This window comes from Pseudomonas sp. P4_D7 (genome assembly GCF_056401755.1).
Window position 1 is genome coordinate 36,143 of record NZ_JBFUIR010000028.1, and the last position, 26,403, is coordinate 62,545.

Genomic DNA, 26,403 nt, shown 5'->3' on the forward strand with positions numbered 1-26,403 from the left:
TTTTGCTGACACAGCGCATTCGCGAGCAGGCTCGCTCCCACAGGGTTCGGCGTTGAACTACCCCAAAATCATAAAAACAAAACAGGTACCTTGCGATGCACAACCAGATTGCCAGCTTCCGGGCGGCACTCGACGCCCGTCCTGTGTCCCGTTATCAATGGTTACTGTTGATCCTGCTCGCGCTGTTGCTGGTCACCGACGGCTACGACGCCCAAGTGCTCGGTTACGTGGTACCTGCTTTGGCGCAGGATTGGGGGCTGGAAAAATCGGCGTTCGGCCCGGTATTCAGTGCCAACCTGCTTGGCCTCACCCTCGGTTCCCTGGCCGTCACACCGCTGGCTGACCGCTTTGGCGTACGACGGATTCTGCTCGCTTGCGTACTGATCTACGCCACGCTGACCGTGCTGATGGTCTTCGCAGACTCGCTCAATACGCTGATGATCGCGCGCTTTATCTGCGGCATCGGCATGGGCGGGGCGATGCCCAGTGCCATGGCGTTGATGTCGGAATATTCGCCACCGCGCCTGCGCACCTTGATGGTGACGCTGGCGGCCTGTGGCTTCTCGTTCGGTGGCGCAGCCGGTGGTTTCGTCGCGGCAGGCTTCATCGACCAATTCGGTTGGCAAGCGGTGTTCCTCGCCGGTGGCGTCACGCCGTTGCTGCTGTTTCCGTTTCTCTGGTGGATGCTGCCGGAGTCGTTGCCGCGTTTGCTGCGTGATGCGCCACCGTATGCGCGACTGCGCAAAGTCACCGCGCGGATGTTGCCGGATTGGCAACCGCCCGTTGCCAGCCTCGAACAGAACGAGCGGGAGCAGGGCAGCAAACTGACGGTGGTCGAGTTGTTCCGTAATGGCTACGCGCGACCGACATTGCTGATCTGGGCAACGTTTTTCGTCAGCCTGATTCTGTTGTATTTCATGATCAGCTGGCTGCCGACGCTGCTCCTGGAAAGCGGCCTGAAACTCAACGAAGCCAATCTGGTGACGTCGATGTTCCTGTTCGCCGGCACCATGGGCGCGATCTGCATGGCCTGGTTCGCTGACCGCTTGAAGCGCAAGGTGCGGTTGTTGTCAGCGGTGTTGGCAGGGGCGGCGCTGTGCACGATCCTGCTGGGGCTTAATCACGACAATCCGCGATATCTGGTCGCCTGCGTGTTCGCCGCCGGGTTCTGCATCATTGGCGGGCAACTGACTCTGAATGCGTTTGCCAGTAATTTCTACCCGGCGCATGTGCGTGCGACCGGCACCGGTTGGGCATTGGGCGTGGGGCGTTTCGGTTCGATTCTCGGGCCGCTGTTCGGCAGCCTGTTGTTGGCGATGCATATTCCAGTGGCGCAGATTTTCTTCTTCTGTGCGATTCCGGCGGTCATCGCCGCGTTGCTGATTATTCAGGTGCGTTCGCCCACCGACACAGTGCAATCTCCTGTGGGAGCTAGCCTGCTAGCGAAGAACGATAACGCGGTTTAACTGAAAGACCGAGCCGCCTGCTTCGCGAGCAAGCTCGCTCCCACAGTGATGTGTGCCGAGCCGATAATTTAGGTCCACACCAAACCTGTGGGAGCGAGCTTGCTCGCGAAGGCCGTGTTTCTGTCACTACATTAGTTGCCTGACACACAGCCATCGCGAGCGTATTCAGTGGACGACGGAGTTGGGCGGCAGGTGACTGAGGCGTTCAGTCAGGCGCAGGCGCTGAATCGGGTCGTCGCTGAGCATCAGCGCATGCTCCAGATCAAAGCGCTCGGCATTCGGACAGTCGAGCCGCTGATAAAGACTGGCCCGTGCCAGGTAATCGACGGCGCCAGCGTCACCCAGTTCGAGCACGCGTTCGGCGTCGATCAGCGCGGCGATAAAATCATCATGAGTCAGGTGCAGCTGGCGCAGGTTGCGCGACAGGCGCTGGAGCATCTGCTTGGGGCTGGCGGTCAGCAGATGCTCGGCGGTCAGCTTCATGTTCGGCCCGTACTGGCGCTGCAACAGTTCGCGACAATCGTTTGGGTACAAACGCCGGCCGCCGCACGGATCCAGCAAGTGATCAGCGCCGGGCACCCGCAACAGGAAGTGTCCGGGGAAGTTGACCCCGACCAGCGGAATCTCCAGGCCACGCGCCAGCTCCAGGGCAATCAGCGCCAGTGCCAACGGCTGGCCGCGACGGGTCTGCAACACTTTGTGCAACAGCGCCGCTTGCGGGCGCAGCGGCAGGAAGTGGTCCTGGGCAAAGCCCAGATCAGTCATGCGGCGCAACAGGGGCTGCGCCAGTTCACTGACCGGCAACATCGGCAAGCCGTAACTGACTCGTTGTTGCAGGTCTTTGAATTCTTGTAACAACGCGTCGGGATCGACCGCTTTTTCATGCTCGGCCGCCATCCACAGCGCGGCTTCGAACAGCGCGGGCGGTGAACGGTACAGGCATTCGAAAAAACGTTGACGCGCACTCATCGAAATCTCCGGGGAATGCCTCGTTTTAGCCCCGCCCGCAAGATTCGTCCAGTCCCCTGCTGCGCAGGTGTCGGGTTATGCCGCAAAACCGTTGTCGGCGCGGGCGCTTATTCCGGCGCGCTCCAGCAATTTTCAGGCGCAGGCCTATACTGGCGTTCTACAAGAAGTGATTCGGGAGCCCAACGATGTTTGCGCTCATGCAAAGCACTCGCCTGGAATCGCTGCACCTTAGCGTTGATCCGGTCACCGGGTTGAAGGCGGTCATTGCCATCCATAACAGTCGCCTCGGGCCAGCCTTGGGCGGATGTCGTTATCTCGCCTATCCCAATGACGAATCCGCCGTCGAAGATGCCATTCGCCTCGCTCAGGGCATGAGCTACAAGGCTGCGCTGGCGGGGCTGCCGCAGGGCGGAGGCGTGGCAGTGATCGTGCGCCCGGCTCATGTGGAAAATCGTGGCTCGCTGTTCGAAGCTTTTGGTCGTTGCATCGAACAGCTCGACGGTCGCTACATCACCGCCATCGACAGCGGCACCTCGGTGGCGGATATGGATTGCATCGCCCAACAGACTCAGCACGTCACCAGCACCACCTCGGCCGGCGACCCCGCTCCGCATGCCGCGATGGGTGTATTTGCCGGCATTCGGTCAACGGCCATGGCGCGGCTGGGCAGCGACAACCTCGAAGGCTTGCGCATCGCGATTCAGGGCCTGGGCAATGTCGGCTTTGCTTTGGCCGAACAACTCCATGCCGCCGGGGCTGAGTTGCTGGTCAGCGATATCGATCACGGCAAGGTGCAACTGGCGATGGAACAACTCAACGCTCACCCGATCGCCAACGACGCGTTGCTCAGTACGCCGTGTGACATCCTCGCGCCGTGCGGTCTGGGCGGGGTTTTGAACAGCCATACCGTCACGCAATTACGCTGTTCGGCAGTGGCAGGCTCTGCCAATAACCAGCTGACACATCTGGATGTGGCCGATCAACTGGAACGGCGCGGGATTCTGTATGCGCCAGACTACGTGATCAATGCCGGTGGCTTGATCTACGTCTCGCTGAAACATCGTGGTGAAGAGTTGTCGACGATTACCGCGCATCTTTCGAAAATCAGCTCGCGGCTGACTGAAGTCTTCGCCCATGCGCAGGCGGAAAAGCGTTCGCCGGCGCGGGTGGCGGATGAGTTGGCGGAGAAAGTTTTGTATCGCTGAGTTTCACAGGCATGAAAAAGGCCCTGAGCCATTCGACTCAGGGCCTATTCAATTCGGTCATTGCTTACTTAGCCGCTTTTGCCGCTTTGGCTGGCTTCGCCGGCGTTTCCGCAGGTTCTGCAGCTTCGGCATTATCGACCGGTTCGGCCGGTGCATTGAGCAGTTCGGACAGTGCATCCGGCTGGCTCTTGAACGCCCGGGCGAACACATCGCGATTCTTCGCCATGTAGATCCCGGCTTCTTCCACTTGCTGTTCAGTCAGGGACGGAACGGCTTTTTGCAGGACATCGGCCAGATATTCGGCCAGTTCGAGCATTYTGTCATGACGGTCAGCTTCGGCTTTATCCATGAACAAGCGCTCCAGATCTCGGCTGCTGCGGTATACCACTTCGACGGCCATTCACCACCTCACATGCCTTCACATTAAGTTGTCTTGACGACTACTGTATCCATATACAGCGAAAAGGATAAGCGAATCCCTGCGCCATGGGTAGTGGCTTTTCAATGTAGACCGGATTTCGGGTTTGTCAGTTGGATCGTGTGAGGCCATTCGCGAGCAAGCTCGCTCCCACAGGTTCTGCGCCAGCCTGACACCTGCGACCAAACGCCACGGCGCGGGTTTGGCGGCGGCTCGCCATGATGGCGTGGCCTCTTTTCTGCATGAAAACCGTTACGTGCAGAAAACCGTCACGTCCAACACGCATCATCCGCTCGCATTCGAGCTAAGGAACATCATCGTGAAAATCAACTGGGCCGAGAAACTGCGGCAAAACGTGCATCAACTGGCCGAGTCCCTGGGCAACCTGTTCGTCGAAACCTTCCACTATCTGGCGTTGTTCGCCATCGGTGCGGTGACGGCATGGGCGGCGGTGATGGAATTTCTCGGGATGCTCGAGGAAGGCCATATCAAGATCGATGACATTCTGCTGCTGTTCATCTATCTCGAATTGGGGGCAATGGTCGGGATCTACTTCAAGACCAACCACATGCCGGTGCGCTTCCTGATCTACGTGGCGATCACCGCGCTGACCCGTTTGCTGATCTCCAACGTCTCGCACCACAATCCGCCGGACATGGGCATCATCTACCTGTGCGGCGGCATTCTGTTGCTGGCGTTCTCGATTCTGGTGGTGCGTTACGCCTCGTCACAATTTCCTTCGGTGAAGATCGAGAAACCGCAGCGCAAACTTGGTGCCGGTTCCAGCGAGCATCCGGAAGTCGAGAAGGGCGAGCTTTAAAGCCCGGCTGCTTGCCCGGGCTGGCCGATGACGCGTGGCGGTGGCGGGGTCAGCCCGTCGCCGCTGGTCATCGCTTCGAGGATTGCCATGGCGCTGTGGCCTTGCTCGATGGCAATGCCGAACTGGATGCTTTGCACCAGGCGCTTGAGGCGCGCGGGGTCGTTGCGCTGCTCGGCGCTGATCATGCGCTTGGCCACGATCCGGCCGCTGTTGGACAGGGTCAGCATGATGCTGCCGTCCAGGCCTTGAATGCTCAGGTTGATCTGATAGTCCGGCGCGAAGGCATCGGTAATGATCTGAAAAGGATTGTCCATGATGCGTCACCGCCTGATTGAACGTGCAGTTGTTGACCGGCCGTGATCGGGTTGGTTCGCCCAACCGGATCATCGGCCATTCCGTGGCCTGTATTTGTTGCTTCATGTAGAGCTGTCGAGTGAAACGAGGCTGCGATCTTTTGATCTTCGGTGTTTTGATTTCGATCATGAAGATCAAAAGATCGCAGCCTGCGACAGCTCCCACAGGGGAGTAGCAAGGGCTGTGCCGGGAAAATTGTCGAACAATGAACACGGGGATAAAAAAGGCGAGCCAAGCGGCTCGCCTTTTTTAATGGCCCGTTTTCAGGGCAGAACCGAGTAGATGATCGCTGACAGTGCAATCAGGCCGATCAGCACCACAAACACGTTGGACACCTGCCCCGAATACTGGCGCAAGGCCGGCACGCGGCGGATGGCGTACATCGGCATCAGGAACAACAGGCAGGCAATCACCGGCCCGCCGAGGGTTTCGATCATGCCAAGGATGCTCGGGTTGAACGTTGCCACGGCCCAGCAACTGAGGATCATGAACACGGCGGTCGCACGGTTCAGCCAGCTCGCTGACATCACCCGGCCACGGCTGCGCAGGCTTTTCACGATCATGCCCTGGAAGCCTTCACTGGCGCCGATGTAGTGGCCGAGGAAGGATTTGGTGATCGCCACCAGCGCAATCAGCGGCGCGGCGTAAGCAATGACCGGGGTCTGAAAGTGGTTGGCCAGGTACGACAGGATCGAAATGTTCTGCGCCTTGGCCGCTGCCAGATCCGCCGGCGACAGCGCCAGCACACAGCTGAAGCAGAAGAACATCACCGTGACGACCATCATGCCGTGAGCCATAGCGAGGATGCCGCTGCTTTTGCGTTCTGCCTGCTCGCCGTAACGTTGTTTCTGCTCAACCGCGAACGCGGAAATGATCGGCGAATGGTTGAACGAAAACACCATCACCGGAATCGCCAGCCACATTGTCTTGAAGAAAGCGGACATTGGCATGGCTTCTTGGGCACTGGCAAAAAACGCACCGTTCCAGTTTGGAATCAGGCTGAGCGCCAGTAGCAGCAATGCGGCAACAAATGGATAAACCAGCACGCTCATGGCTTTGACGATGACGCTTTGACCACAGCGCACAATCGTCATCAGACCGAGGATCAACACCAGCGAGAGGATCGCCCGTGGTGGCGGAGCGATGTGCAATTGGTGTTCGAGGAAACTGCTCAGGGTGTTGGTCAGCGCCACGCTGTACACCAGCAGAATCGGGAAGATTGCAAAGAAATACAGGAGCGTGATCAGCTTGCCGGCACCGATGCCGAAGTGTTCTTCGACCACTTCGGTGATGTCCCCGGAGCGCCCGGACAACACGAAACGGGTCAGCCCACGGTGGGCAAAAAACGTCATCGGGAAAGCCAGTACGGCGAGAATCAGCAAAGGCCAGAAACCGCCGACACCGGCATTGATCGGCAGGAACAAGGTGCCAGCACCGATCGCAGTGCCGTACAGACCGAGCATCCAGGTGGTGTCGAATTTGTTCCAGCCCTTGTGGGCCGTTTCTGCATTGCGTGTGCGGTCTACAGCGGGATTTTCGGCAGCAGGTGTACGTACATCGGTCATCGGTATCGCCTCGTTATTATTTTTGCTCGGGCTCACGGTTGGCAGGCGGCTTCGTGCGGCCTGCCGGGGCGGTCAGGGAATGGGCCTCAGCATTCCACCCAGTTCACAGCCAGGCCGCCCCGTGAAGTCTCTTTGTATTTGTCGTGCATGTCGGCGCCGGTATCGCGCATGGTGCGGATCACCCGGTCGAGGGAAATGAAGTGTTTGCCGTCGCCGCGCAGGGCCATTTGCGTGGCGTTGATCGCTTTCACGGCGGCGATGGCATTGCGCTCGATGCACGGCACCTGCACGAGGCCGCCGACCGGGTCGCAGGTCAGGCCAAGGTTGTGTTCCAGGCCGATTTCGGCGGCGTTCTCCAGTTGTTCCGGGGTGGCACCGAGCACGTCGGCCAAGCCAGCAGCGGCCATCGCACAGGCCGAACCGACTTCGCCCTGGCAGCCCACTTCAGCGCCGGAGATCGAAGCATTTTTCTTACACAAAATGCCGACAGCCGCCGCGCCCAGAAAGAAAGCGACGACATCATCGTCAGACGCGTCCGGATTGAATTTCATGTAGTAGTGCAGAACGGCCGGGATGATTCCGGCTGCACCGTTGGTCGGTGCGGTGACCATGCGCCCGCCGGCGGCGTTCTCTTCGTTGACGGCGAGGGCGAACAGGTTGACCCACTCCATTGCCGACAGCGTCGAACTGATCACGTTCGGCTTGCCGATCTCCAACAGGCTGCGATGCAATTTCGCGGCGCGGCGCGGCACGTTCAGACCACCGGGCAGAATCCCCTCGTGGCGCAGGCCTTGTTCGACGCATTCGCGCATCACCGACCAGATGTGCAGCAGGCCCTGGCGGATTTCCGCGTCAGTGCGCCACGCGCGTTCGTTGGCCATCATCAGTTCGGACACGCGCAGGTTGTGCTGTTTGCACAGCGATAGCAGTTCGGCGGCGCTGGAGAAATCGTACGGCAACACCACTTCACTCGCCGGGGCGACACCGGACTCGGCTTCTTCCGCTTCGATGATGAAACCGCCGCCAACCGAGTAATAGGTCTGCTCGAACAGCTCGGCCGTTTCGCCAAAGGCCGTCAGCGACATGGCGTTGGGGTGGTAGGGCAGGCTCTCGTCCAGCAGCAGGAGATCACGTTGCCAGTCGAAGGCAATTTCTCTCTGACCGGCGAGGGACAGTTGGCCTGTCTCGCGCAGTTGCTGGATACGTGGATCGATGGTCGCCGGATCGATGCTGTCCGGCCATTCGCCCATCAGGCCCATCACCGTTGCGCGGTCGGTGGCGTGCCCGACGCCGGTGGCCGAGAGTGAGCCGTATAAACGGATTTCCACACGACGCACATCGTTCAACAAACGTTGATCAATCAGCGCCTGAGCGAAGGTCGCGGCGGCGCGCATCGGGCCTACGGTGTGGGAACTGGACGGGCCGATGCCGACTTTGAATAGATCGAAAACACTGATAGCCATGCTAAACCCTTACAAGCAATGGAGTAGGAATCGCTGCCATTTTTTGTAGGACAAGCGCAATGTCGGCGATACTGCCTACCTCGGTCCAACGTGACTAACGAAACTTCCTAAGTAAGCCTTTAGCAGGACTAAACGATGAGCCGTCAATTGCATGCCCAGACCTATGTCTGGCTGCAGGTGTTTTCCTGTGCCGCGCGGCACCTGTCGTTCACCCGTTGCGCCGAAGAACTGCACATCACCCCGGGGGCGGTCAGTCAGCAAATTCGTCAACTTGAAGAACGACTTGGTTTCCGTTTGTTTCATCGGCGGGCGCGTGGTGTGGAGCTGAGTGCGGAGGGGCAGCGGCTGGCTATCACGGTCAACGAGGCGTATGGCAGCATTGATGCCGAACTACGTCGACTGGACGCCGGGATGATCAGCGGGATTTTGCGTGTGCGCTCGATTCCGTCGTTTCTCAGCAAGTGGCTGACGCCGCGCTTGCCGCGCCTGCAGCAACGCTATCCGGACATTCAGTTGCGCTTGGTGGCAGAGGACAGCAGCGTGCCCTTGCACGAAGGCGATTTTGATCTGGCGATCGATTTGAACGACGGCAGCTACCCGGGATTGTTATCCACAGCCTTGCTCGACGAGCAGATTTTCCCGGTGTGCGCACCGAGCCTGTTGCGCGGGCGACCACCGTTGCACGGACCGGCGGATCTGGTGCATTTCCCGGTACTGCACGACATCACCGCCTGGCGTGGCAGTTATGAATACGCGGAATGGGAATTCTATTTGAACGCGATTGGTTTTGAGGGCGCCGACGTACGGCGTGGGCATACCTTCAATCGCAATCATCTGACCATCGAAGCGGCGATTGCCGGCATGGGCGTGGCGATTGCCCGCCGCACCTTGCTTAACGATGAATTGGAGCGAGGGACGTTGATTGTGCCGTTTGGCCTGTCGGTGCCTAATCACAAACGCTATGTGTTGCTCTATGCACCGGGGGCTTTAAGCCATCCGGGTGTGCGTGCGGTGCATGATTGGCTGGTCGAGGAGGCGGGGATATTTCGCAGTTTGCACCCGTTGAACGACGGGCAGTTGTGAGCAAATTTTGCAACATTGCCAAGCGACCCAACTCCCGACCTTACCAGTGCTTTGCCCGGTTGTCCGGCTTTTTTTGCGAATGAATATTTATCTTTTTTCAGGGGTTGAAATGTTCGGCAGTCGGGCCGATTGTTGTAACCAGGAGGTCAGGAAATTCAACTCAAGGCCTCTCACGAGCTAGCTGAAATAAGGGATGAACTATGCAAATCCAAGTCAACAGCGATAACCATATTCAAAGTAGTCAACGACTGGAGGAGTGGGTACGTACAACCATTGAGAGCACGCTCGAACGTTATGAAGAAGACCTGACCCGTGTCGAAGTCCACCTGAGCGACGAGAACGGTGACAAACCAGGTCCCCATGACTTGCGCTGCCAACTGGAAGCGCGGCCAAAAGGCCATCAACCGATTTCCGTGACCCACAAGGCCGATTCGCTGGAACAGGCAATCGACGGCGCTGCCGAAAAACTCGAGCACGCCCTGGAGCATCTTTTCGGCAAACTGCGAGGTAAACCACGTGCCGCTGTGGTGCCATTTAGCAAGGCGAATGACGCTCTGCTGGAGGAAGAATTTCTTGAGAACGAACAGGCAGCGATCAACAGTTGATGCGCTGATTTCATAAGCCACCCAATGAGAACGGGCCTGCGAATGCAGGCCCGTTTTTGTTTGTGGCGAATTTTTGCGCAAGGCACAAGAGCGCGGCCCCTCACCCCAGCCCTCTCCCTCCGGGAGAGGGGGCCGACCGAGGTGTGTTGCGGGTTACATCGACCTGAAAGACAGCGTCGACTATGGATTCGGCAAAGCACTTCAGGTTGATGTATTTCTGAAGCATCCCGCAATCAGTCCCCCCTCTCTCCGGGAGAGGGCCGACCGAGGTGTCTGAAGAGGTACGTCGACCTGAAAGACCGAGTGATTATGGATTCGGCAAAGCAGAATCAGGTCGGCGTAGCTCGCAAGCATCCCCCGGTCAGTCCCCTCTCCCTCTGGGAGAGGGTTAGGGTGAGGGCATTTTTCGATTCGCCGCAATTCTTATGATCTGCTCCAGCACATCGTCCATCTGCTGGATCACCTCGAGATTACTGAAGCGCACGACTTCAATACCCTTTTGATTCAGATAGCGCGTCCGACGCTGGTCATGAATCAGTCCCGACGTTTCGTAATGCTGACCGCCATCCAGCTCAATCGCCAATTTCAACTCCGCACAGTAAAAATCCAGCACGTAAGGCGGACAGGGAAACTGCCGATGAAATTTCAGATTGGCGATCTGGCGGGAGCGGAGTTTTTGCCAGAGCAGGTGTTCACAGTCGGTTTGGTTAACGCGTAACTGGCGGGCGAATTGGGCGAGGCTGGGGCGAGTTTGCATGCTTCACGATCCTTGTGAAGTTGGTTTGATATTTCACTGTAGCCCATTCCCCTCACCCCAGCCCTCTCCCGGAGGGAGAGGGGGCCGACCGAGTTGTGTTACGTGATACATCGACCTGAAATGCCGAGTCGATTATGGATTCTGCACAGCACTTTCAGGTCGGTGTATTTCTCAAGAATTCCCCGATCAGTTCCCTCTCCCTCAGGGAGAGGGCTAGGCGGGCGGCGTTCCGATGAGGGCTTCTCAATCCTCAGAACGCCACAGAAGTCTGCACATAAACCGTACGCGGCTCACCCACATACTTGCCCTTGTTGTTGTCATCAAACGAGCGCGTGAAGTACTGCGTGTTGAAAATGTTCTTCACGCCCACCGCCACATTCAAGTCCGACAACTGCGGACCGAAGTCATACCCGGCGCGGCTGCTGAACAGCATGTAACCGGGGATCTTGCCGGTGCTGCCATCGGCGCTTTCCTTCGAGGTGTTGGCGTTGTCGGCGAACTGGTCGCTCTGGAAGCTGCTGTCCAGATTCAACTTCCACGGCCCTTCGGTGTAACCGACGCCAATCGTGCCTTTGTGTTTCGACGAGAACGGCACGCGGTTGCCCTTGTTCGGTCCATCTTCGCGGATAGTCGCGTCAACATAAGCGTAAGTGGCGTAGACATCGAAACCGGCCAGCGCCGGGCTCAAGTCATCCAGCGCGTAATTGACGCTGGTTTCGATCCCTTGATGGCGGGTTTCGCCTCGGGCAATTACCGAGTCGTTGGTCTGGTTGCTTTCGTACTGGTTGTCGAAGTTGATCAGGAACGCGCCGATCTCCGCGCGCAACGCGCCGTTGTCATAGCGCGTGCCGAGTTCCCAGGTGCGGGCCTTCTCCGGTTTTACTTCGCCGCTGGTCACCCGGTTGGGCATCTGGCTGTATTGCACACTGCCGAAGGAGCCTTCGGTGTTGGCGTAGAGGTTCCAGCTGTCGGTCAGGTGATAGAGCACGTTCAACGCTGGCAGTGCGGTGTTGTAGTCGCCCTTGTATTTGACGTTGGTCAGGTTGTTGGTCTGCTGCGATTCGATCATTTCGTAGCGCACGCCCGGGGTGATCGTCCATTTGCCGATGTCGATGCGGTCGTCGACGAAGAACGCATTGGCCTCGGTGCCGCCACGGGTGTCGCGGTCGTTGCGGCTGGCGGTGGTCGGGTATTGGTTGCTGCTGATCGGTGTGCGATAGCGCAGTTCGTGACCGGCCTCGTTGATGTAGCGATAGCCGACGCCGACTTCATGGCTGGTCGGGCCGAGGTCGAAACCTTGGGCGAATCGGGTTTCCAGGCCACGCACCCAATACTCGCGCGGTGACAGCGAGAGGAAGGAGCCCTGATCGAGATAACCGCTGCGCAAGGTCTTGGTGAAAAACGTGTTGGCGGTGAATTCGCGGCGATCTTCCTGATAGCGATAGCCGAAATTGAACATCGTGCGGCGGCCCCAGAACTGGTCCTTCGGGCGCGTCGATTGATAGGGATCGGCGTCGTAGTCGGCCACGTTCAGACCGCCGGGCATGTCAGCCTTGCCTTCGTAATACTGGGCCATGGCGTTGAAGCTATTGGCTTCGTCGAGCTGGTATTTGCCCTTGAGGATCAGGTCGTCGATTTCAGTGTCGCTGTGTTCGCGCCAGTCGCCGCCGCGCGTCCCGGAGTAGAGCAACGCACCGCCGAGGCCATTGGCGTTAGTGCCGCCGGCCAGCAGGTTGGCGCTGGTCTTGAAGCCGTCGTGGCTCGACGATGGGCTGGTTTCCGTCTGGAAGCCACCCTTGACCGTTGGCTCGTCAGGAATCGCCCGGGTAACGAAGTTGACCACGCCGCCGACGTTCTGCGGACCATAACGCACGGCGCCACCGCCGCGCACGACGTCCACGGCATCCATATTGCCCATGCTGATCGGCGCGAACGACAGTTGTGGCTGACCGTAAGGCGCGAACGGCACCGGGATACCATCCATCAACACGGTCGAGCGGGCAGCCAGTCGCGGATTCAAACCGCGAATGCCGARGTTCAGCGCCATGTCATGGCTGCCGGTGCCGTTGTTTTCCGGGGCGTTGACGCCGGGGATGCGGTTGAGCACATCGCGCGCCTGCGTCGCGCCCTGACGCTCGAACTCTTCGCGGCGGATCACATCGCGCGCACCGGGATGTTCGAACACATTGATCTGCGCAGCATCGCCGAGCCAGTCGCCGACGACAGTCGAGGTGTCCAGCTCTAGCGCGGCATCCGCCACCGGTTGCAGGCTGAACGCATTGTTGCCCTCGGCGCGTGCTTGCAGACCGCTGCCTTCGAGCAATGCGTTCAAACCTTGTTCTGCGGTGTAACTGCCTTCCAGGCCACGGCTTTGCACGCCGCTGGTGACTTGCGAACCAAACGAAATCAGCACGCCCGCTTCACGGCCAAACTGGTTGAGGGCGTTTTCCAGCGACGACGGCGCGATGTGATAAGCCTTGGCTTCAGCGGCCAGTGCGGCGGGCAGGGCGCTGAAACTCAGACTGGCGCCGAGGACGAGATTGCGCAGGCTGCGGGCCAGTGGCGTGAGGCGGGTGGGGTGCATGGTGGATGATCCTGAGAAGGTTGAATCAAGGGGGCTTTCCTTCTCTGTCACGCCAGATCTGAAAAACGGCTCATTTATTTTTGAGTTTTTTCAAACCCGCGCTTCGACGGTCACCCAGTAGCGGGTAAAGCGCCTCACCTTCACCGGCAAACTGATTTCCAGCAGATCAAGAATCCGCTCGCTGTCGTCCAGCGGGTAAGTTCCGGAAATCAACAGGTCGGCAACGTTCCGGTCGCAATTGAGCTGGCCGCGACGATAGCGGCCGAGCTCATCGAGGAAATCGCCCAAGCGCATGTGCGCCGCTACCAGCATGCCGTCGGCCCAGGCGCCGCTGTTGGCTTCCAGCGGTTTGGCCTCGCTGACCGATGCCGAGGTGAAACTGAGCTGACGCGCGACCGGCAGCAACATCGGCGCGCGTCCATTACCGCTCAGTTCGACGCGACCTTCGAACAGCGCAATCTGCGTGCGATCAGCAAACTGACGCACATTGAGGCGCGCGCCTTGGGTTTTCAGAAGGCCCTGAGCCGTGCGCACTTCGAAAGATTGCGCGGCCGTCAGGAGGATTTCGCCTTGGAGCAAGCGGATCAATCGCTGCGCACCGTCGACGTCCACGGCACTGGCGGTATTGAGTTGCAACTTATCACCGCCACCCAGGGAAATTTTGCGTCGCTGCCCCAGCGGGCTGCGGTAATCAGCGAGCAGCGACGGCACAGGATTGTGCTCGCGCATGCCCCACGTGACGGCTGAACCCGCGCCAAGAATCAGCAAGAGTTTCAGTGCCTGACGACGACTGCCGGGCTTCGGCCCGTTCAACGCCGCGTGTGCCAGCGGCGACGACACACCGCGCAGACGCTGATTGACCCGCTGAATATGCTCCCACGCCCGGCGGTGTTCGCTGTGTGCCTCCAGCCATTGTTGCCAGGCCTGTTGCTGGCGCGGGGAGAGCGTGCCCTGCTGCAGTTCCATCAGCCAATGCACGGCCTGTTCAGCCACTTGGGAGGAGAAATCCGGCACGCGGTTCATAAGGCGAAGTAGCAGCGCATGGCAGCTTTGTTCAGGTGACGTTTGACCGTGGCCACAGAGATGTCGAGTTCAGCGGCGATCTGTGGATACGTCAGGCCATCGACCTGCGCCAGCAAAAAGGCGCGTTTGACCTGACGCGGCAAACCGTCGAGCAATTCATCCAGCTCCATCAGGGTTTGCAAGATGATCGCCTTGTCTTCTTCCGACGGCGCGACCATGTCCGGCATCTGCGCCAAGGTGTCGAGGTAAGCGCGTTCGACATCCTGACGGCGGTAATGATTGAACAGAACGCGCTTGGCCAACGTCGTCAGAAAGGCGCGTGGCTCGATGATCATCGGCGGTTCGCGGGCGGTCAGCACCTTGATAAACGTGTCCTGCGCCAGATCCGCTGCGCTGTCCGGGCAGCCGAGTCTGCGCCGCAGCCAGCCGGTGAGCCAGCCGTGATGGGCCTGATAGAGCGATTCGACGGGATGGGCGGACGACAACGGTATTACTCCGGGCGCTTGGTGGCGCGGTAGAGAGTATGCGTTAGAGAACAAGAACTGTTCGCATTGTAAGGGGCGAAACGCTCAACCGGCAATCAGATGCTTTTGCGTATGAGAATATTTATCATTAATATTGCTCGCCTGTAGGTTCGGCTGATCGGCCGGACGTTTTTCGTTTCAGGGTCGAAACATGAAAGGCAAACTCGCCACACTTCCCATGTCTTATCGTCTGGCCGTCACCTCACGGGTGTTGGCGGCGGTGTTTGGCGGCTATCTCGTCGCGGCGCTGGCCAGTGTCACCCTGACGCTGTGGCTGCCGTTGAGCCGCGCCGAAGCGGTGGTGACCGGCATGACCATTTCCTTTCTGGTCTATCTGGTGGCGGTGCTCTGGTGTTTCGCCTGTCGTACGGCGTGGTCGGCCTGGGTCGGTTTGCTGGTGCCAAGCGTGATTCTGGCGACCATCTCTGGCGCAGCACGTGGATTGGGCCTGGCATGAAAGAGGGCTTTCGTCAGGCGATGGCCTGGCTGCACACCTGGGCCGGGCTGGTGTTCGGCTGGTTGCTGTTCGCGATTTTCCTGACCGGGACGCTGGCCTATTTCAAAGATGAGATCAGCCACTGGATGCAGCCGGAAATCTCCGCGCGATCGGTGAGTGCCGAGACGAGCCTGACGCTGGCCCAGGATTATCTGCAGCAACACGCGGCCGGCGCCTCACGCTGGCTGATCGATTTGCCTGATGCCCGAGATCCCGGCCTGACCGTGCGCTGGCAGCCAGTGCCGGCCAATCCCGGTGAGCGCGGGCGCTTCGAGTCGAAATCCCTCGACGCGCAAACCGGCGCCGAAGTGCAGGGCCGCGACAGCATGGGCGGCGAGTTCTTCTATCGCTTTCACTTCCAGTTGCAAATGCCCTATCCGTGGGGCCGCTGGCTGGCGACGATTGCCGCGATGGTGATGTTCGTTACGCTGATCACCGGGATCATCACCCACAAGAAAATCTTCAAGGACTTCTTCACCTTCCGCCCGCGCAAGGGGCAGCGCTCCTGGCTCGACGGGCATAACGCGGTGGGTGTGCTGGTGTTGCCGTTTCATTTGATGATCACCTACAGCAGCCTGGTGATTTTCATGTCGATGGTCATGCCGGCGAGCATCGTCGCGTCGTACGGCAGTGACGTGCGCACGTTTTATGATGAAGTGTTCCCCGCGTCGAAAACCCCGGAGCGCGCCAACATCGCGGCACCGTTGGCGGCCATGGCGCCGCTGTTGAGCAAGGCCAGCGAGCAGTGGTCGGGCGGCCACACGGCGCGTCTGTCAGTGAGCAATCCGGGGGATGCCAATGCCACGGTGGTGCTGTCCCGTGCGGGCGACCGTGTGGTGCATGATTTCGGCCGCGCCGTGACCTTCAACGGGGTGACCGGGCAAATGCTCGGCAGCACACCGGAGCAGCCAATGGCGATGGCGGTGGGTGGTGCGTTCTATGGCTTGCACATGGGCCACTTCGCCGGGCCGCTCCTGCGTTGGCTGTATTTCCTTTGCGGATTGGCCGGCACGGCGATGATCGGCACCGGGCTGGTGATCTGGTTGGGCAAGCGTCAACTCAAACACGCCAAGAGCGGCCTGATGCCGTTCGAGCTGCGGTTGGTTGAAGTGCTGAACATCGCCAGCATGGCCGGCTTGGTTGCGGCGGTGGCTGTATTCTTCCTGGCCAATCGTCTGTTGTCAGTGAGCCTCGCCGAGCGCGCAGATTGGGAAGTGAATGCGTTCTTTATCGCTTGGGCTGTGAGTGTGCTGCACGCGCTGCTGCGTCCGGGACGAAAGGCCTGGGTTGAGCAACTCACCCTGAGCGCCGCCCTGTTTGTCGCGGTGCCGCTGGTCAATGCACTGAACACCCCGTGGAATCTCGCCGTCAGCCTGATGCAGGGTGATTGGGCGTTAGCCGGGTTTGATCTGACGTGCCTCGCAACCGGTTTCTTCCTGGCTTGGGCCGCGTGGAAAATGCAGCGTGCCGGCAGCACCGTCAGCATTAAAAAGCCCCGCCGCGAACAGGCCCGGCCGATCACCCTTGAACAAGGGGCGAACTGATGCTCTTGCCCTTGTTGCTCACCTACACCGGATTCACCGCGTTGTGCCTGTCGATGCCTCGCCACCACGATGAATTGCTCGGTCACAAACCGTCCACGCGTCGCCGTCAGGGCCTGAAAGTCGGCGGATGGTTATTGCTGTGTTTGTCGCTTTGGGCGGCGGTGAAGGCCAACGGCTGGAGCTTCGGCCTGGTCGACTGGTTCGCCGTGCTGATGCTCAGCGCCTTGGCGTTGGTCTTGTTGCTGCCGTATCGCCCGCGTTTCGTATTGGCGCTGGCCGGGGTCAGTCTGCTGGCCAGCCCGGTCGCCGCATGGGCGCAGTGCTGAAGTGCTGATCGGTCTGCCGCCGGAATCCCGCGACGACGAGCCGCGGGGCGCGCGTGCGCATTTTCTTCAGGTGTTCCTGTCCCAGCGTTCGCAAATGGAAGCGCTGGTGAACCGGCGCGTCGGTTGTCGGGCGACGGCGGCGGACCTGGTGCAGGATCTGTTTCTGCGTTTCTGGCGGCGGCCGCTGGTGCAGGTCGAAGAGCTCAGTACCTATCTGTTGCGCTGCGCCGGCAACATCGCCATCGATCATCTGCGCAGCGAAGGCACGCGCACGCGGGTCAACGAGGGTTGGCAACCGGACGCGCCGCACAGCCACGGCAGCGAACCGCAAGCAGCGCTGGAAGCGGGCAATGATCTGAAGTATGTCGAAGCGGCGTTGCGCGCCTTGCCCGAGCGCACCCGGCAAATCTTTTTGCTCAATCGCATTCACGGCCGCAAGTATGCGGAAATCGCCAAAGCCATGGGCCTGTCCCAAAGTGCCGTGGAAAAACATATGATGCGCGCCCTCGAGGCCTGCAAGGCCAGCCTGCGCGAACCCGCGCCACGCCTGCCAGGGAAAGCACCGTGAAGCCCGCCGATTCCGTTATCCCCACGCCCGCGCAAGAGCAGGCCGCGTTTGCCTGGTTGAGCCTGCTGCATGATCGGCCGAGTGCCGGCGATCAACTGACCTTCAGCCAATGGCTGCGGGCCGATCCGGCGCACGCCGAAGCTTACGCACAGGCTCAGGTTGTGTGGGAGTTGAGTGAAGGCCCGGCGCGAACATTGGCCGATGAAGAAGCCTTCGCGTTGCAGGGTTACCTTCATGCGATGGACCGCCCGCGTCGTTTGCCCGTTTTGCGCTGGTCGGGCGCGCTGGCGATGGCCGCGTGTCTGTTGCTGATGGTCAGCCTTGGCACCCGTTGGCAGCCGCAGCGCTGGATTGATGATCTGGGCGCCGATTATGTCTCGGCACCCGGTGAGATCCGCACGGTGACACTGGCCGATCAATCGCAAGTGACGCTGGATGGCGACAGTGCGATTGCCGTGGATTTCAGTCATGGCGAGCGGCATGTGCAATTGCGTCGCGGTGCCGGTTTCTTCAGCGTCACGCATACGGGGGATCCGTTTGTGGTCGCGGCGGAGAAGGGCGAGGCGCGGGTGCTTGGCACGCAGTTCGAAGTGCGCCTGCAACCGCATGGCGCGCAGGTTACGGTGTTGTCGGGGCGTGTTGGTGTGACGGCGGATCGCGAGGGTGAACAACAGATACTCATCGCTGGCCAGCAGGTTGCTTACTGCGAAGGCACAGCGCAAAAGCTTCACTCGGTGGACAGCGACGCGCAGTTGGCCTGGCGTCAGGGCTGGCTGACTTATTACAAGTCGACACTGGCTGATGTGGTGGAGGATTTGCGCCGTTATTACCCCGGGCGGATTGTGTTGCTCAACGATGAGCTGGCGGCGCGCAAGGTCAGTGGCAGTTTTCCGAGCAAGGATCCGCAGGCCGTGTTGAGTTCGCTGCAAGGGGTGATGGGGTTTGAGCAGCATCAGGTGTTGGGTCATCTGATTATTTTGCGTTGAGGCTGCTGGCCTCTTCGCGAGCAGGCTCGCTCCCACAGGGGAACGCATTCCAAATGTAGGAGTGAGCCTGCTCGCGATGGAACCCGATCGAACACCACAAAAAATAATTTTCAAATGTTGGTGAGGTAAACCTCAGCCCCATCCGTGTAGTGACTGAAACTGCGAGTCATTCGCATCCGTTGCGGTTCTACACAGGTCATTGAGCAATGAAGTCCAGGGCAAAATCGGGTTCGGTCAAACAATGGTTAGGCGTTTCGGCACTGAGCTTTTCGGCATTGGCGCTGTTGCCGCTGAGCGTCGCGCTCGCCGCTGAAACCATCAGCAGCCAGGCGCAAAAGCAGTTCAACTTTTCCCTGGTCGCCAAACCGCTGCCGCAAGCCTTGAGCGACTTCAGCCGCGTCACCGGGCAAAGCGTGGTCTACACCGACGAAGCGCCCTACGGCCTGACAGCTCCTGCCGTCAATGGCCAGATGAGTGCCGAGCAGGCACTGCAACGCTTGCTCAGTGGCTCTGGCCTCAACTTCCGCCGCACCGATAGCCACACGCTGGCGCTGGAGCCTCAGCCTACTGAAGGTGCGCTGAATCTCGGCGCCACGACCATCACCTCGACCCGCGATGAATCGATGAGCTACCAGCCACCGGAGACCAGTTCGGTGATGCGCTCCTCAGCTTCGCTTCAGGAAGTCCCGCAAACCGTCAATGTCATCCCGGCGCAAGTCATCCGCGATCAGGCGCCGCGCAATCTGGATGACGCACTGGCCAACGTCAGTGGCATCACCCAGGGCAATACTTTGGGTAGCACTCAGGATTCGGTGATGACGCGCGGTTTCGGTGACAACCGTAATGGCTCGATCATGCGCGACGGCATGCCGATCGTGCAGGGCCGTGGCATGAACGCCACGGTCGATCGGGTTGAAGTGCTCAAAGGCCCGGCCTCGTTGCTCTACGGGATTCAAGACCCGGGTGGCGTGGTCAACCTGGTCAGCAAGAAGCCTGAACTTACTCAATACAATGCGCTGACCTTGCGCGGTTCGACTTACGGTGACGGCAAGAACGGCAGCGGTGGCACCTTCGACAGCACCGGCCCGTTGGGCGATTCCGGGCTGGCCTATCGCATGGTGCTCGACCACGAAGACGAAGATTACTGGCGCAACTTCGGCACCCACCGTGAAACCCTGATCGCCCCGTCGCTGGCTTGGTTCGGCGAGAGCACCAAGCTGTTGTTCGCCTACGAACACCGCGAATTTCTCACGCCGTTCGACCGTGGCACGCTGATCGATCCGCGCACCAATCATCCGCTGGACATCTCGCGCAAAGAACGCCTCGACGAACCGTTCAACAACATGGAAGGCCGTTCGGACCTGTATCACTTTGAAGCCGATCACGAGCTCAACGACGACTGGAAAGCCCACTTCGGCTACAGCTGGAACCGCGAAACCTACGACGCCAGCCAGGTCCGCGTGACCGCCATCGACACCAAAAAGGGCACGCTGACCCGCAGCATGGACGGCACCCAGAACGCGATCAGCACCGACCGTTTCACCACTGCCAGCCTCGAAGGCAAGGTCAATGTGCTGGGCATGCAGCATGACCTGGTGTTCGGCGTCGATGACGAGTACCGCAAGATCTACCGCGAGGACTTGATCCGCCAGAAAAGCCTGACCACCTTCAGCTACGTCAATCCGGTGTATGGCCGCGAAGTCGCCGGTACGACGGTCAGCGCTCCCGACAGCGCGCAGACCGATGAACTGCGCAGCGATTCGGTGTTCCTGCAGGACTCGATTCACCTCAACGAGCAGTGGATTCTGGTCGCCGGCGGGCGCTTCCAGGAATACGACCAGTACGCCGGCAAAGGCGTGCCGTTCAAGGCCAACACCGACAGCAACGGCCAGAAGTTCGTCCCGCGCGCAGGTCTGGTGTATCGCTACACCGACGCCTTGTCGTTCTACGGCAGCTACACCGAATCGTTCAAACCCAACTCGACCATCGCCCCGCTGAGTGGCAGCAGCACCGTGCTCGACGGCAGCATCGCCCCGGAAGAAGCCAAGTCGTGGGAGCTGGGTGCGCGGCTGGACATGCCGGGGCGTGTCACCGGCAACATCGCATTGTTCGACATCAAGAAACGCAACGTGCTGGTGGCCAATTCCGAAGGCCCGACGACGATTTACAGTGCGGCCGGTGAGGTGCGTTCGCGCGGTCTGGAAATGGACCTGACCGGTCAGTTGAGCGACCACTGGAGCATGATTGGCAGCTACGCCTACACCGATGCCGAAGTGACCGAAGACCCGGACTACAAAGGCAAGCGCCTGCAAAACGTGGCGAAGAATTCCGGTTCGTTGTCGGCGGTGTATGACTTCGGCAGTGTGATCGGCGGCGACCAGCTGCGTGTCGGCGCCGGGGCGCGTTATGTCGGTGAGCGTGCGGGTAACGCGGTGAATGATTTTGATCTGCCGAGTTATACCGTGGCGGATGCGTTTGCCACTTACGACACCAGGGTTGAGGGGCAGAAGGTCAAGTTTCAGCTGAATGTGAAGAACCTGTTTGATCGCACGTACTACACCTCGGCGGCGAGCCGGTTCTTTGTGTCGATGGGGGATGCGAGGCAGGTTTCGTTGTCGAGTACCTTGGAGTTTTGAGAACAGTGAAGTTAATGCGCTTTTCGGCGGCCCCTTATAGGTATTTTCGTTCTCAGCTACTGCATGGTAATTGTAAAACGATCTAAGTGCCTGTCAGTTATGACAGGTGCTTTGGGGAGGATTTAAATGTGTACTGTCTTCTCAATGTCTTTGGAAGAGAGTATTGCCATGTCAAATGACCATGTAGCTGGAGCCGAGGGTTATTTTTTAAAGCTCATTGCGAAAGAAGACTTCAACGGTGTGAAGCCTGATTCACCGGAGAGATTTTCGAGTTTGGATCTTGAACATTTTTCTCTACAAACGCTCGGTGGCGAAAACGGCGCTTCTATGTCGACGATTTTGTTTGAGTCGGATCAGCGTTATGTGGAGGGTCAGTTCGAGGGGACCGGGATTCAATGCAGCGGTGACCACCAGAATGAAAATGATTCTGCCGAACTTCGGATTGTTCTGAAACCTGAAAAAGTTCACCGTTTGCGCTTTGCATTAGATGTTTTTGCGACCCAGAATGTATCGCATATCGAGTTTTACGAACCATCTGGAAACGTGTTGAAACGCTTCGAAAACAAGCTCGGGTGGATCGATTATCAGGTACCCCTGCTGGACAAAGAAATAGCGAGTATTGCGCGTGTTTCTATCTACTATAGGGTCTATTTTGGGACACCGTATATTGATTCGTTTGAGCTGTGGCGATGGCAGAGCTTTGAGTAATTGCGGAATAAGTCATCGTAAAAACGCCTGTCGATACTCGCCAGGTGTTCCTCCCAAAATCTGTTTGAACCGATTAGTGAAATGACTCGCGCTGGCAAACCCGCACGCCAGCGCAATCTCACCCAACGGCAACGCCGTGCCGCGCAACAACTCCCGCGCCCGGCTCAGGCGCCGCGCCAGCACATATTGATGCGGCGGCAGGCCGAAACTGGTACGAAACATCCGCGCAAAGTGGTATTCCGACAGCGCACACAATCCTGCCAGTTGACTGAGGCTGATCGGCTCGGCCAACTGGTTGTCGATGAACTCCACCAGTTGCCGACGCTGGTGTGGTGCCAGTCCGCCCTTCAATCGCAAACCCTGACGCGCGCCGACCTGACTGAGCAAAGTGTGGCTGATCAACTCATGGGCGAGGCTGCTGGTTAGCAGACGCTCGGCTGGCTCGTCCCAATTCAGCGTCAGCAACTGCCGGAAGCGTTGCGCCTGTTGCGCGTCTTCGAGAAAGGTCTGCTCGCGCAACTGCATCTCGCGGGGTTCGCGATCGAGCAGCGTGACGCAACCGAGGGCGAATTGTTCGGCGCTGAAATACAGGTGCGCCAAGCGAATATCACCGTTGATCACCCAGCCCGATTCATGATCGGCCGGCAGGATGCACAACTTGTCCGGCCCGCCTTTTTGCCCGGGCTGATCGCGACGAAAAGTGCCGGTGCCACCGGCGATGTAGCAGGACAACGTGTGGTGGCTTGGCGCTTCATAATCCTGCGCATCGTGGTGGTTGGTCCACAAAGCGGCAGACAAGCCGTCACCGAGCTCGGCGCTGTGCACCAGGCGTGCGTTCGGCGAGCTGTTCAACGCTTGAAAGACTTGCAGGGTATCGATGGCGGCCATGGTCGGTTCTCTTCAACGCCTTGCATCCTACTCCGTAGACACCGCGCTGCCAGCCTGCCGCCAGACAAAAGCGCAAGAATCTGCAAGCGCACAAGCCTGACCCGGACGGACACTCAAGGCCTACCGAGGAGTGTCTGCCATGAACCTGTCGTTGTATTTGCTGACCGTGCTGATCTGGGGCACCACTTGGATTGCCCTGAAATGGCAGCTTGGCGTGGTGGCGATTCCGGTGTCGATCGTCTATCGCTTCGGTCTCGCCGCGCTGGTGCTGTTTGCGCTGTTGCTGCTCAGCCGTCGCTTGCAGCCGATGAACCGCCGCGGGCATCTGATCTGCGTGGCTCAGGGGCTGTGCCTGTTTTGCGTCAACTTCATGTGTTTCCTGACCGCCAGTCAGTGGATCCCCAGCGGTCTGGTCGCGGTGGTGTTTTCCACCGCGACGCTGTGGAACGCGCTGAATGCGCGGGTGTTCTTTGGCCAGCGCATCGCGCGCAATGTGCTGATGGGCGGTGCGCTGGGGCTGTTCGGCCTGGGCATGTTGTTCTGGCCGGAATTGGCCGGGCATCAGGCCAGCCCGCAAACCTTGCTCGGTCTGGGCCTGGCGTTGTGCGGCACCTTGTGTTTCTCGGCGGGCAACATGCTTTCGAGTCTGCAGCAGAAGTCCGGTCTCAAGCCGCTGACCACCAACGCCTGGGGCATGGCCTATGGTGCGGCGATGCTGTCGGTGTGGTGCCTGGTCAAGGGCATTCCGTTCGACATGGATTGGAGCCCGCGTTACGTCGGTGCGCTGCTGTATCTGGTAATCCCGGGTTCAGTGATCGGTTTCACTGCGTATCTGACGCTGGTCGGACGCATGGGCCCGGAGCGTGCGGCTTACTGCACGGTGCTGTTTCCGGTGGTGGCGCTCAACGTTTCGGCGTTTGCTGAAGGTTACCAATGGACAGCGCCGGCGCTGGTCGGTCTGGTGTTAGTGATGCTGGGCAATGTGCTGGTGTTTCGTAAACCGAAAGCAGTGGTGCCGCCAGTACAGGGAAAGTTGGCTTGAAATAAACGAGCGCTGAACGTCAGCGCTCGACTTTCAAGGTGATGTAAATCATCACCGGGAAGAGGAAGTCAACGATATGCCGTGCCCAGTCCTTGGCATTCCATGATTGCGAAGTGTCCATGTCGAACCATTCCACACCCACGGTTTGCAGGCAGACGTAATAAATGAAAATGGCCGCGAGTATGCCCATGATCGAGAACTTCTTTGCCTCATGGAATACCTCGGCAGGGGCATTGATATGGCGCAACAACTGATAGGTACCCATCAGGCATAGCACGGTGTAGGTGACTTCCAAAGTAATGATGAACCAGTAAATCCGGTGATGAATCATCGGCGACTCGATGGCCCGATACTTGATGGTTTCGCTGGCAGTGGTGGTGTCCATGCTCAGGATATGGGCCACGTAAGTGTAGTTTGAGTCATAGTCGGTGAAGTTGTGGATCATCACCAACAGGCCAAAGAAACTGATGTAGGCCATCAATATAACTTTGCTGTAACGGATAAGTTTGTCGGTGGTCAGGGTGTTCAAGGTTTTGGCTCTCCATAGCGCTTGTCGATTATTCGGCAGCCAGGCAGAGCTTATAACGCTGTTGTTTGAATTGGTTTGTTGTTCAATTTCAAGTTGTGTATGGCAATAACTAACGGGCAAGTGCGATGTTGCACTTGCCCATATTTTTTTATCCGCGCCAGACTTGCGGGTTGACCAGATCCTGCGGGCGTTCGCCGAGCAGGGCGCTGCGCAGGTTGGCGAGGGCGCGATTGGCCATGGCTTCGCGGGTTTCATTCGTCGCCGAGCCGATGTGCGGCAGGGTCACGGCGTTACTCAACTGGAACAGCGGCGATTCGGCCAGCGGTTCTTTTTCGTAGACGTCGAGACCAGCGCCACGAATGCGTTTGTTTTGCAGGGCTTCGATCAACGCCGGTTCATCGACGACCGGGCCACGAGAGATGTTGACCAGTATCGCGTCGGGTTTCATCAAGGCCAGTTCGCGATGGCTGATGAGGTGGCGGGTCTTGTCGCTGAGCGGCACTACCAGGCAGACGAAATCGGCCTCGGCGAGCAGTTGATCGAGGCTGCGAAATTGCGCGCCGAGTTGTTCTTCGAGTTCGGTCTTGCGGCTGTTGCCACTGTAGATAATCGGCATGTTGAAACCGAAGTGGCCACGGCGGGCGACGGCGGCGCCGATGTTGCCCATGCCGACGATGCCGAGGGTTTTGCCGTGGACGTCACAGCCGAACAGTGGCGCGCCGACGCTGGCTTGCCATTGGCCGGCCTTGGTCCAGGCGTCGAGTTCGGCGACGCGGCGGGCGCTGCTCATGATCAGGGCGAAGGCGAGGTCGGCGGTGCTTTCGGTGAGCACGTCGGGGGTGTTGGTGAGCATGATCCCGCGTTCGTTGAAGTAGGCGAGGTCGTAGTTGTCGTAGCCGACGGAGACGCTTGAGACCACTTCCAGTTTTGTGGCGTTTTCCAGTTGTGCGCGGCCGAGTTTGCGGCCGACGCCGATGAGGCCGTGGGCGTGGGGCAGGGCTTCGTTGAATTGGGCGTTGATGTCGCCGGCTTTTGGATTGGGGACGATGACGTCGAATTCTTGTTGCAGGCGTTCGATCATGGGCGGGGTGATGCGGCTGAAGGCCAGGACAGTTTTTTTCATCGTTTTTGGCTCTTGTTCGGGCTTGATACCAAGCACGCTAACATTTTTGTTTTGGGGTGTCTTGGCGGCCTTTGGGCCGACCATGTTCTTGGGGTTTTGGGTGTATATCCGTTGCTTCGGGGCTGCGGCTGGCGGTTTCGCCCTTACGGCGACTCACTTTTTTACAAGCGCCTAAAAAAGTAAGCAAAAAACGCTTGCTCCTACGTGCGGCCCGCTCGCTGGGGCTCGGGGTTCCTTCGCTGCGGGATCGATCCGGGCGCAGCGTCTCCGGTTTGCTTCGCTGCACCTACTCCCGCTGTGTTTGGCTACGCCAAACGGTCGCTGCGCTCCCACGCCCGGATCAATCCCTCCACTCAGCCTTCCGACGTCGCCTTACAGATCAAGAGCTGCAGCCGAGCTAACGCTCATCCTGTTGAGTGGTGAAGAGCACGGGTGTTCGGCTTTTGATTTGCGTTGTTTGCTGCCCCTCACCCCAGCCCTCTCCCGAGGGAGAGGGAGCCGATTTTTGGGCTTTCAAAGTCTGAGTTCGACTCGGTATCGCACGTCGGCGTACCTCGCCCAAACACCGCGATCAGTCCCCTCTCCCTCTGGGAGAGGGCTAGGGTGAGGGGCTCTTGATCTGATTCAGAATTTGTATTCGACTCGGTATTTCACGTCGGCGTAACTCTGCCAAACACCACAGTCAGTCCCCTCTCCCTCTGGGAGAGGGCTAGGGTGAGGG

Annotated in this window: 24 protein-coding genes and 1 pseudogene; 13 read left to right on the forward strand and 12 right to left on the reverse strand. The window is 59.1% G+C overall.

Features of this window, described 5'->3' with window-relative positions:
- The first annotated feature begins 95 nt into the window (after positions 1-95).
- Positions 96-1,466, forward strand: a complete 1,371-nt coding sequence (locus tag AC1DVF_RS18140; RefSeq protein WP_093436123.1) for an MFS transporter — start codon at positions 96-98, stop codon at positions 1,464-1,466.
- A 165-nt stretch (positions 1,467-1,631) separates the two neighbouring features.
- Here AC1DVF_RS18140 and AC1DVF_RS18145 read toward each other — a convergent pair whose 3' ends face one another.
- Positions 1,632-2,435: a SirB1 family protein gene (locus AC1DVF_RS18145; RefSeq protein ID WP_460089905.1), complete on the reverse strand. Its 804-nt coding sequence runs from the start codon at positions 2,433-2,435 to the stop codon at positions 1,632-1,634.
- 185 nt (positions 2,436-2,620) lie between these two features.
- On the opposite strand from AC1DVF_RS18145, the gene AC1DVF_RS18150 reads away from it, so the two are divergent.
- A complete protein-coding gene (locus AC1DVF_RS18150) occupies positions 2,621-3,640 on the forward strand; it encodes a Leu/Phe/Val dehydrogenase (protein ID WP_093436130.1) in 1,020 nt (339 codons plus the stop codon).
- 145 nt (positions 3,641-3,785) lie between these two features.
- Here the strand turns inward: AC1DVF_RS18150 and AC1DVF_RS18155 are convergent.
- Positions 3,786-4,040 (reverse strand): annotated as a pseudogene (locus AC1DVF_RS18155) (YebG family protein); the annotation flags it as partial.
- A gap of 337 nt (positions 4,041-4,377) precedes the next feature.
- Between AC1DVF_RS18155 and AC1DVF_RS18160 the strand changes: the two are divergent.
- Positions 4,378-4,878, forward strand: a complete 501-nt coding sequence (locus AC1DVF_RS18160; protein ID WP_026000737.1) for a phosphate-starvation-inducible protein PsiE — start codon at positions 4,378-4,380, stop codon at positions 4,876-4,878.
- On the opposite strand, the gene AC1DVF_RS18165 is transcribed toward AC1DVF_RS18160, so the two are convergent.
- From AC1DVF_RS18165 to AC1DVF_RS18175, 3 genes are all read right to left on the reverse strand, one after another.
- Positions 4,875-5,192 carry a DUF3509 domain-containing protein gene (locus AC1DVF_RS18165; protein WP_093436161.1) on the reverse strand — a complete coding sequence of 106 codons (318 nt, stop codon included), beginning with the start codon at positions 5,190-5,192 and terminating at the stop codon, positions 4,875-4,877. The two genes, AC1DVF_RS18160 and AC1DVF_RS18165, sit on opposite strands and share 4 nt — an antisense overlap.
- 303 nt (positions 5,193-5,495) lie before the next feature.
- A complete protein-coding gene (locus AC1DVF_RS18170; RefSeq protein ID WP_414926656.1) occupies positions 5,496-6,797 on the reverse strand; it encodes a serine/threonine transporter in 1,302 nt (433 codons plus the stop codon).
- Positions 6,798-6,883: 86 nt separating this feature from the next.
- Positions 6,884-8,260 (reverse strand): L-serine ammonia-lyase, encoded by a 1,377-nt coding sequence (locus AC1DVF_RS18175; RefSeq protein WP_460089907.1) that lies wholly within the window; start codon positions 8,258-8,260, stop codon positions 6,884-6,886.
- 135 nt (positions 8,261-8,395) lie between these two features.
- Between AC1DVF_RS18175 and AC1DVF_RS18180 the strand changes: the two genes are divergently transcribed.
- Both AC1DVF_RS18180 and AC1DVF_RS18185 read left to right on the forward strand, forming a co-directional pair.
- Positions 8,396-9,343: a LysR substrate-binding domain-containing protein gene (locus AC1DVF_RS18180; RefSeq protein WP_093436172.1), complete on the forward strand. Its 948-nt coding sequence runs from the start codon at positions 8,396-8,398 to the stop codon at positions 9,341-9,343.
- Positions 9,344-9,543: 200 nt separating this feature from the next.
- Positions 9,544-9,948 carry an HPF/RaiA family ribosome-associated protein gene (locus AC1DVF_RS18185; protein WP_034154535.1) on the forward strand — a complete coding sequence of 135 codons (405 nt, stop codon included), beginning with the start codon at positions 9,544-9,546 and terminating at the stop codon, positions 9,946-9,948.
- A 388-nt stretch (positions 9,949-10,336) separates the two neighbouring features.
- Here the strand turns inward: AC1DVF_RS18185 and AC1DVF_RS18190 are convergent, their stop codons facing one another.
- The 4 genes from AC1DVF_RS18190 to AC1DVF_RS18205 form a co-directional block, all read right to left on the reverse strand.
- Positions 10,337-10,705: an endonuclease domain-containing protein gene (locus AC1DVF_RS18190; RefSeq protein ID WP_477782910.1), complete on the reverse strand. Its 369-nt coding sequence runs from the start codon at positions 10,703-10,705 to the stop codon at positions 10,337-10,339.
- Positions 10,706-10,955: 250 nt separating this feature from the next.
- Complete coding sequence (gene fecA, locus AC1DVF_RS18195; protein WP_477782911.1) at positions 10,956-13,289, reverse strand: TonB-dependent Fe(3+) dicitrate receptor FecA; 2,334 nt, start codon at positions 13,287-13,289, stop codon at positions 10,956-10,958.
- Positions 13,290-13,379: 90 nt separating this feature from the next.
- On the reverse strand, positions 13,380-14,312 hold the full coding sequence (locus tag AC1DVF_RS18200; protein ID WP_460089910.1) for a DUF4880 domain-containing protein: 933 nt from the start codon (positions 14,310-14,312) through the stop codon (positions 13,380-13,382).
- Positions 14,309-14,797, reverse strand: coding sequence for a sigma-70 family RNA polymerase sigma factor (locus tag AC1DVF_RS18205; protein WP_093436181.1), 489 nt, complete (start codon positions 14,795-14,797; stop codon positions 14,309-14,311). Before AC1DVF_RS18205 ends, AC1DVF_RS18200 begins: the two co-directional genes overlap by 4 nt.
- 190 nt (positions 14,798-14,987) lie before the next feature.
- On the opposite strand from AC1DVF_RS18205, the gene AC1DVF_RS18210 reads away from it, so the two are divergent.
- The 7 genes from AC1DVF_RS18210 (at position 14,988) to AC1DVF_RS18240 (ending at position 22,100) form a co-directional block, all read left to right on the forward strand.
- The gene (locus AC1DVF_RS18210; RefSeq protein WP_016986986.1) at positions 14,988-15,293 is read left to right on the forward strand and encodes a DUF3649 domain-containing protein; all 306 of its coding nucleotides are present in this window, start codon (positions 14,988-14,990) and stop codon (positions 15,291-15,293) included.
- On the forward strand, positions 15,290-16,876 hold the full coding sequence (locus tag AC1DVF_RS18215) for a PepSY-associated TM helix domain-containing protein (protein ID WP_477782912.1): 1,587 nt from the start codon (positions 15,290-15,292) through the stop codon (positions 16,874-16,876). The genes AC1DVF_RS18210 and AC1DVF_RS18215 overlap by 4 nt, the downstream gene beginning before the upstream one ends.
- A complete protein-coding gene (locus AC1DVF_RS18220; protein ID WP_093436188.1) occupies positions 16,876-17,202 on the forward strand; it encodes a DUF3325 domain-containing protein in 327 nt (108 codons plus the stop codon). The genes AC1DVF_RS18215 and AC1DVF_RS18220 overlap by 1 nt, the downstream gene beginning before the upstream one ends.
- Position 17,203: 1 nt before the next feature.
- Positions 17,204-17,770 (forward strand): RNA polymerase sigma factor, encoded by a 567-nt coding sequence (locus AC1DVF_RS18225; protein WP_477782913.1) that lies wholly within the window; start codon positions 17,204-17,206, stop codon positions 17,768-17,770.
- Entirely contained in the window at positions 17,767-18,756 is a 990-nt protein-coding gene (locus AC1DVF_RS18230) for a FecR family protein (protein WP_477782914.1), read from the forward strand. The genes AC1DVF_RS18225 and AC1DVF_RS18230 overlap by 4 nt, the downstream gene beginning before the upstream one ends.
- Before the next feature lie 206 nt (positions 18,757-18,962).
- Complete coding sequence (locus AC1DVF_RS18235; protein ID WP_477782915.1) at positions 18,963-21,392, forward strand: TonB-dependent siderophore receptor; 2,430 nt, start codon at positions 18,963-18,965, stop codon at positions 21,390-21,392.
- Between the two features lie 126 nt (positions 21,393-21,518).
- A complete protein-coding gene (locus tag AC1DVF_RS18240) occupies positions 21,519-22,100 on the forward strand; it encodes a hypothetical protein (RefSeq protein ID WP_093436202.1) in 582 nt (193 codons plus the stop codon).
- A gap of 12 nt (positions 22,101-22,112) precedes the next feature.
- On the opposite strand, the gene AC1DVF_RS18245 is transcribed toward AC1DVF_RS18240, so the two are convergent.
- Positions 22,113-22,988: a helix-turn-helix domain-containing protein gene (locus tag AC1DVF_RS18245; protein ID WP_477782916.1), complete on the reverse strand. Its 876-nt coding sequence runs from the start codon at positions 22,986-22,988 to the stop codon at positions 22,113-22,115.
- Positions 22,989-23,127: 139 nt separating this feature from the next.
- Between AC1DVF_RS18245 and AC1DVF_RS18250 the strand changes: the two genes are divergently transcribed.
- Complete coding sequence (locus tag AC1DVF_RS18250) at positions 23,128-24,030, forward strand: DMT family transporter (protein WP_477782917.1); 903 nt, start codon at positions 23,128-23,130, stop codon at positions 24,028-24,030.
- A 19-nt stretch (positions 24,031-24,049) separates the two neighbouring features.
- Here AC1DVF_RS18250 and AC1DVF_RS18255 read toward each other — a convergent pair whose 3' ends face one another.
- Positions 24,050-24,559 carry a DUF2165 family protein gene (locus AC1DVF_RS18255; RefSeq protein ID WP_477782918.1) on the reverse strand — a complete coding sequence of 170 codons (510 nt, stop codon included), beginning with the start codon at positions 24,557-24,559 and terminating at the stop codon, positions 24,050-24,052.
- 148 nt (positions 24,560-24,707) lie between these two features.
- On the reverse strand, positions 24,708-25,682 hold the full coding sequence (locus AC1DVF_RS18260) for a 2-hydroxyacid dehydrogenase (protein ID WP_099758044.1): 975 nt from the start codon (positions 25,680-25,682) through the stop codon (positions 24,708-24,710).
- Positions 25,683-26,403 lie beyond the last annotated feature (721 nt).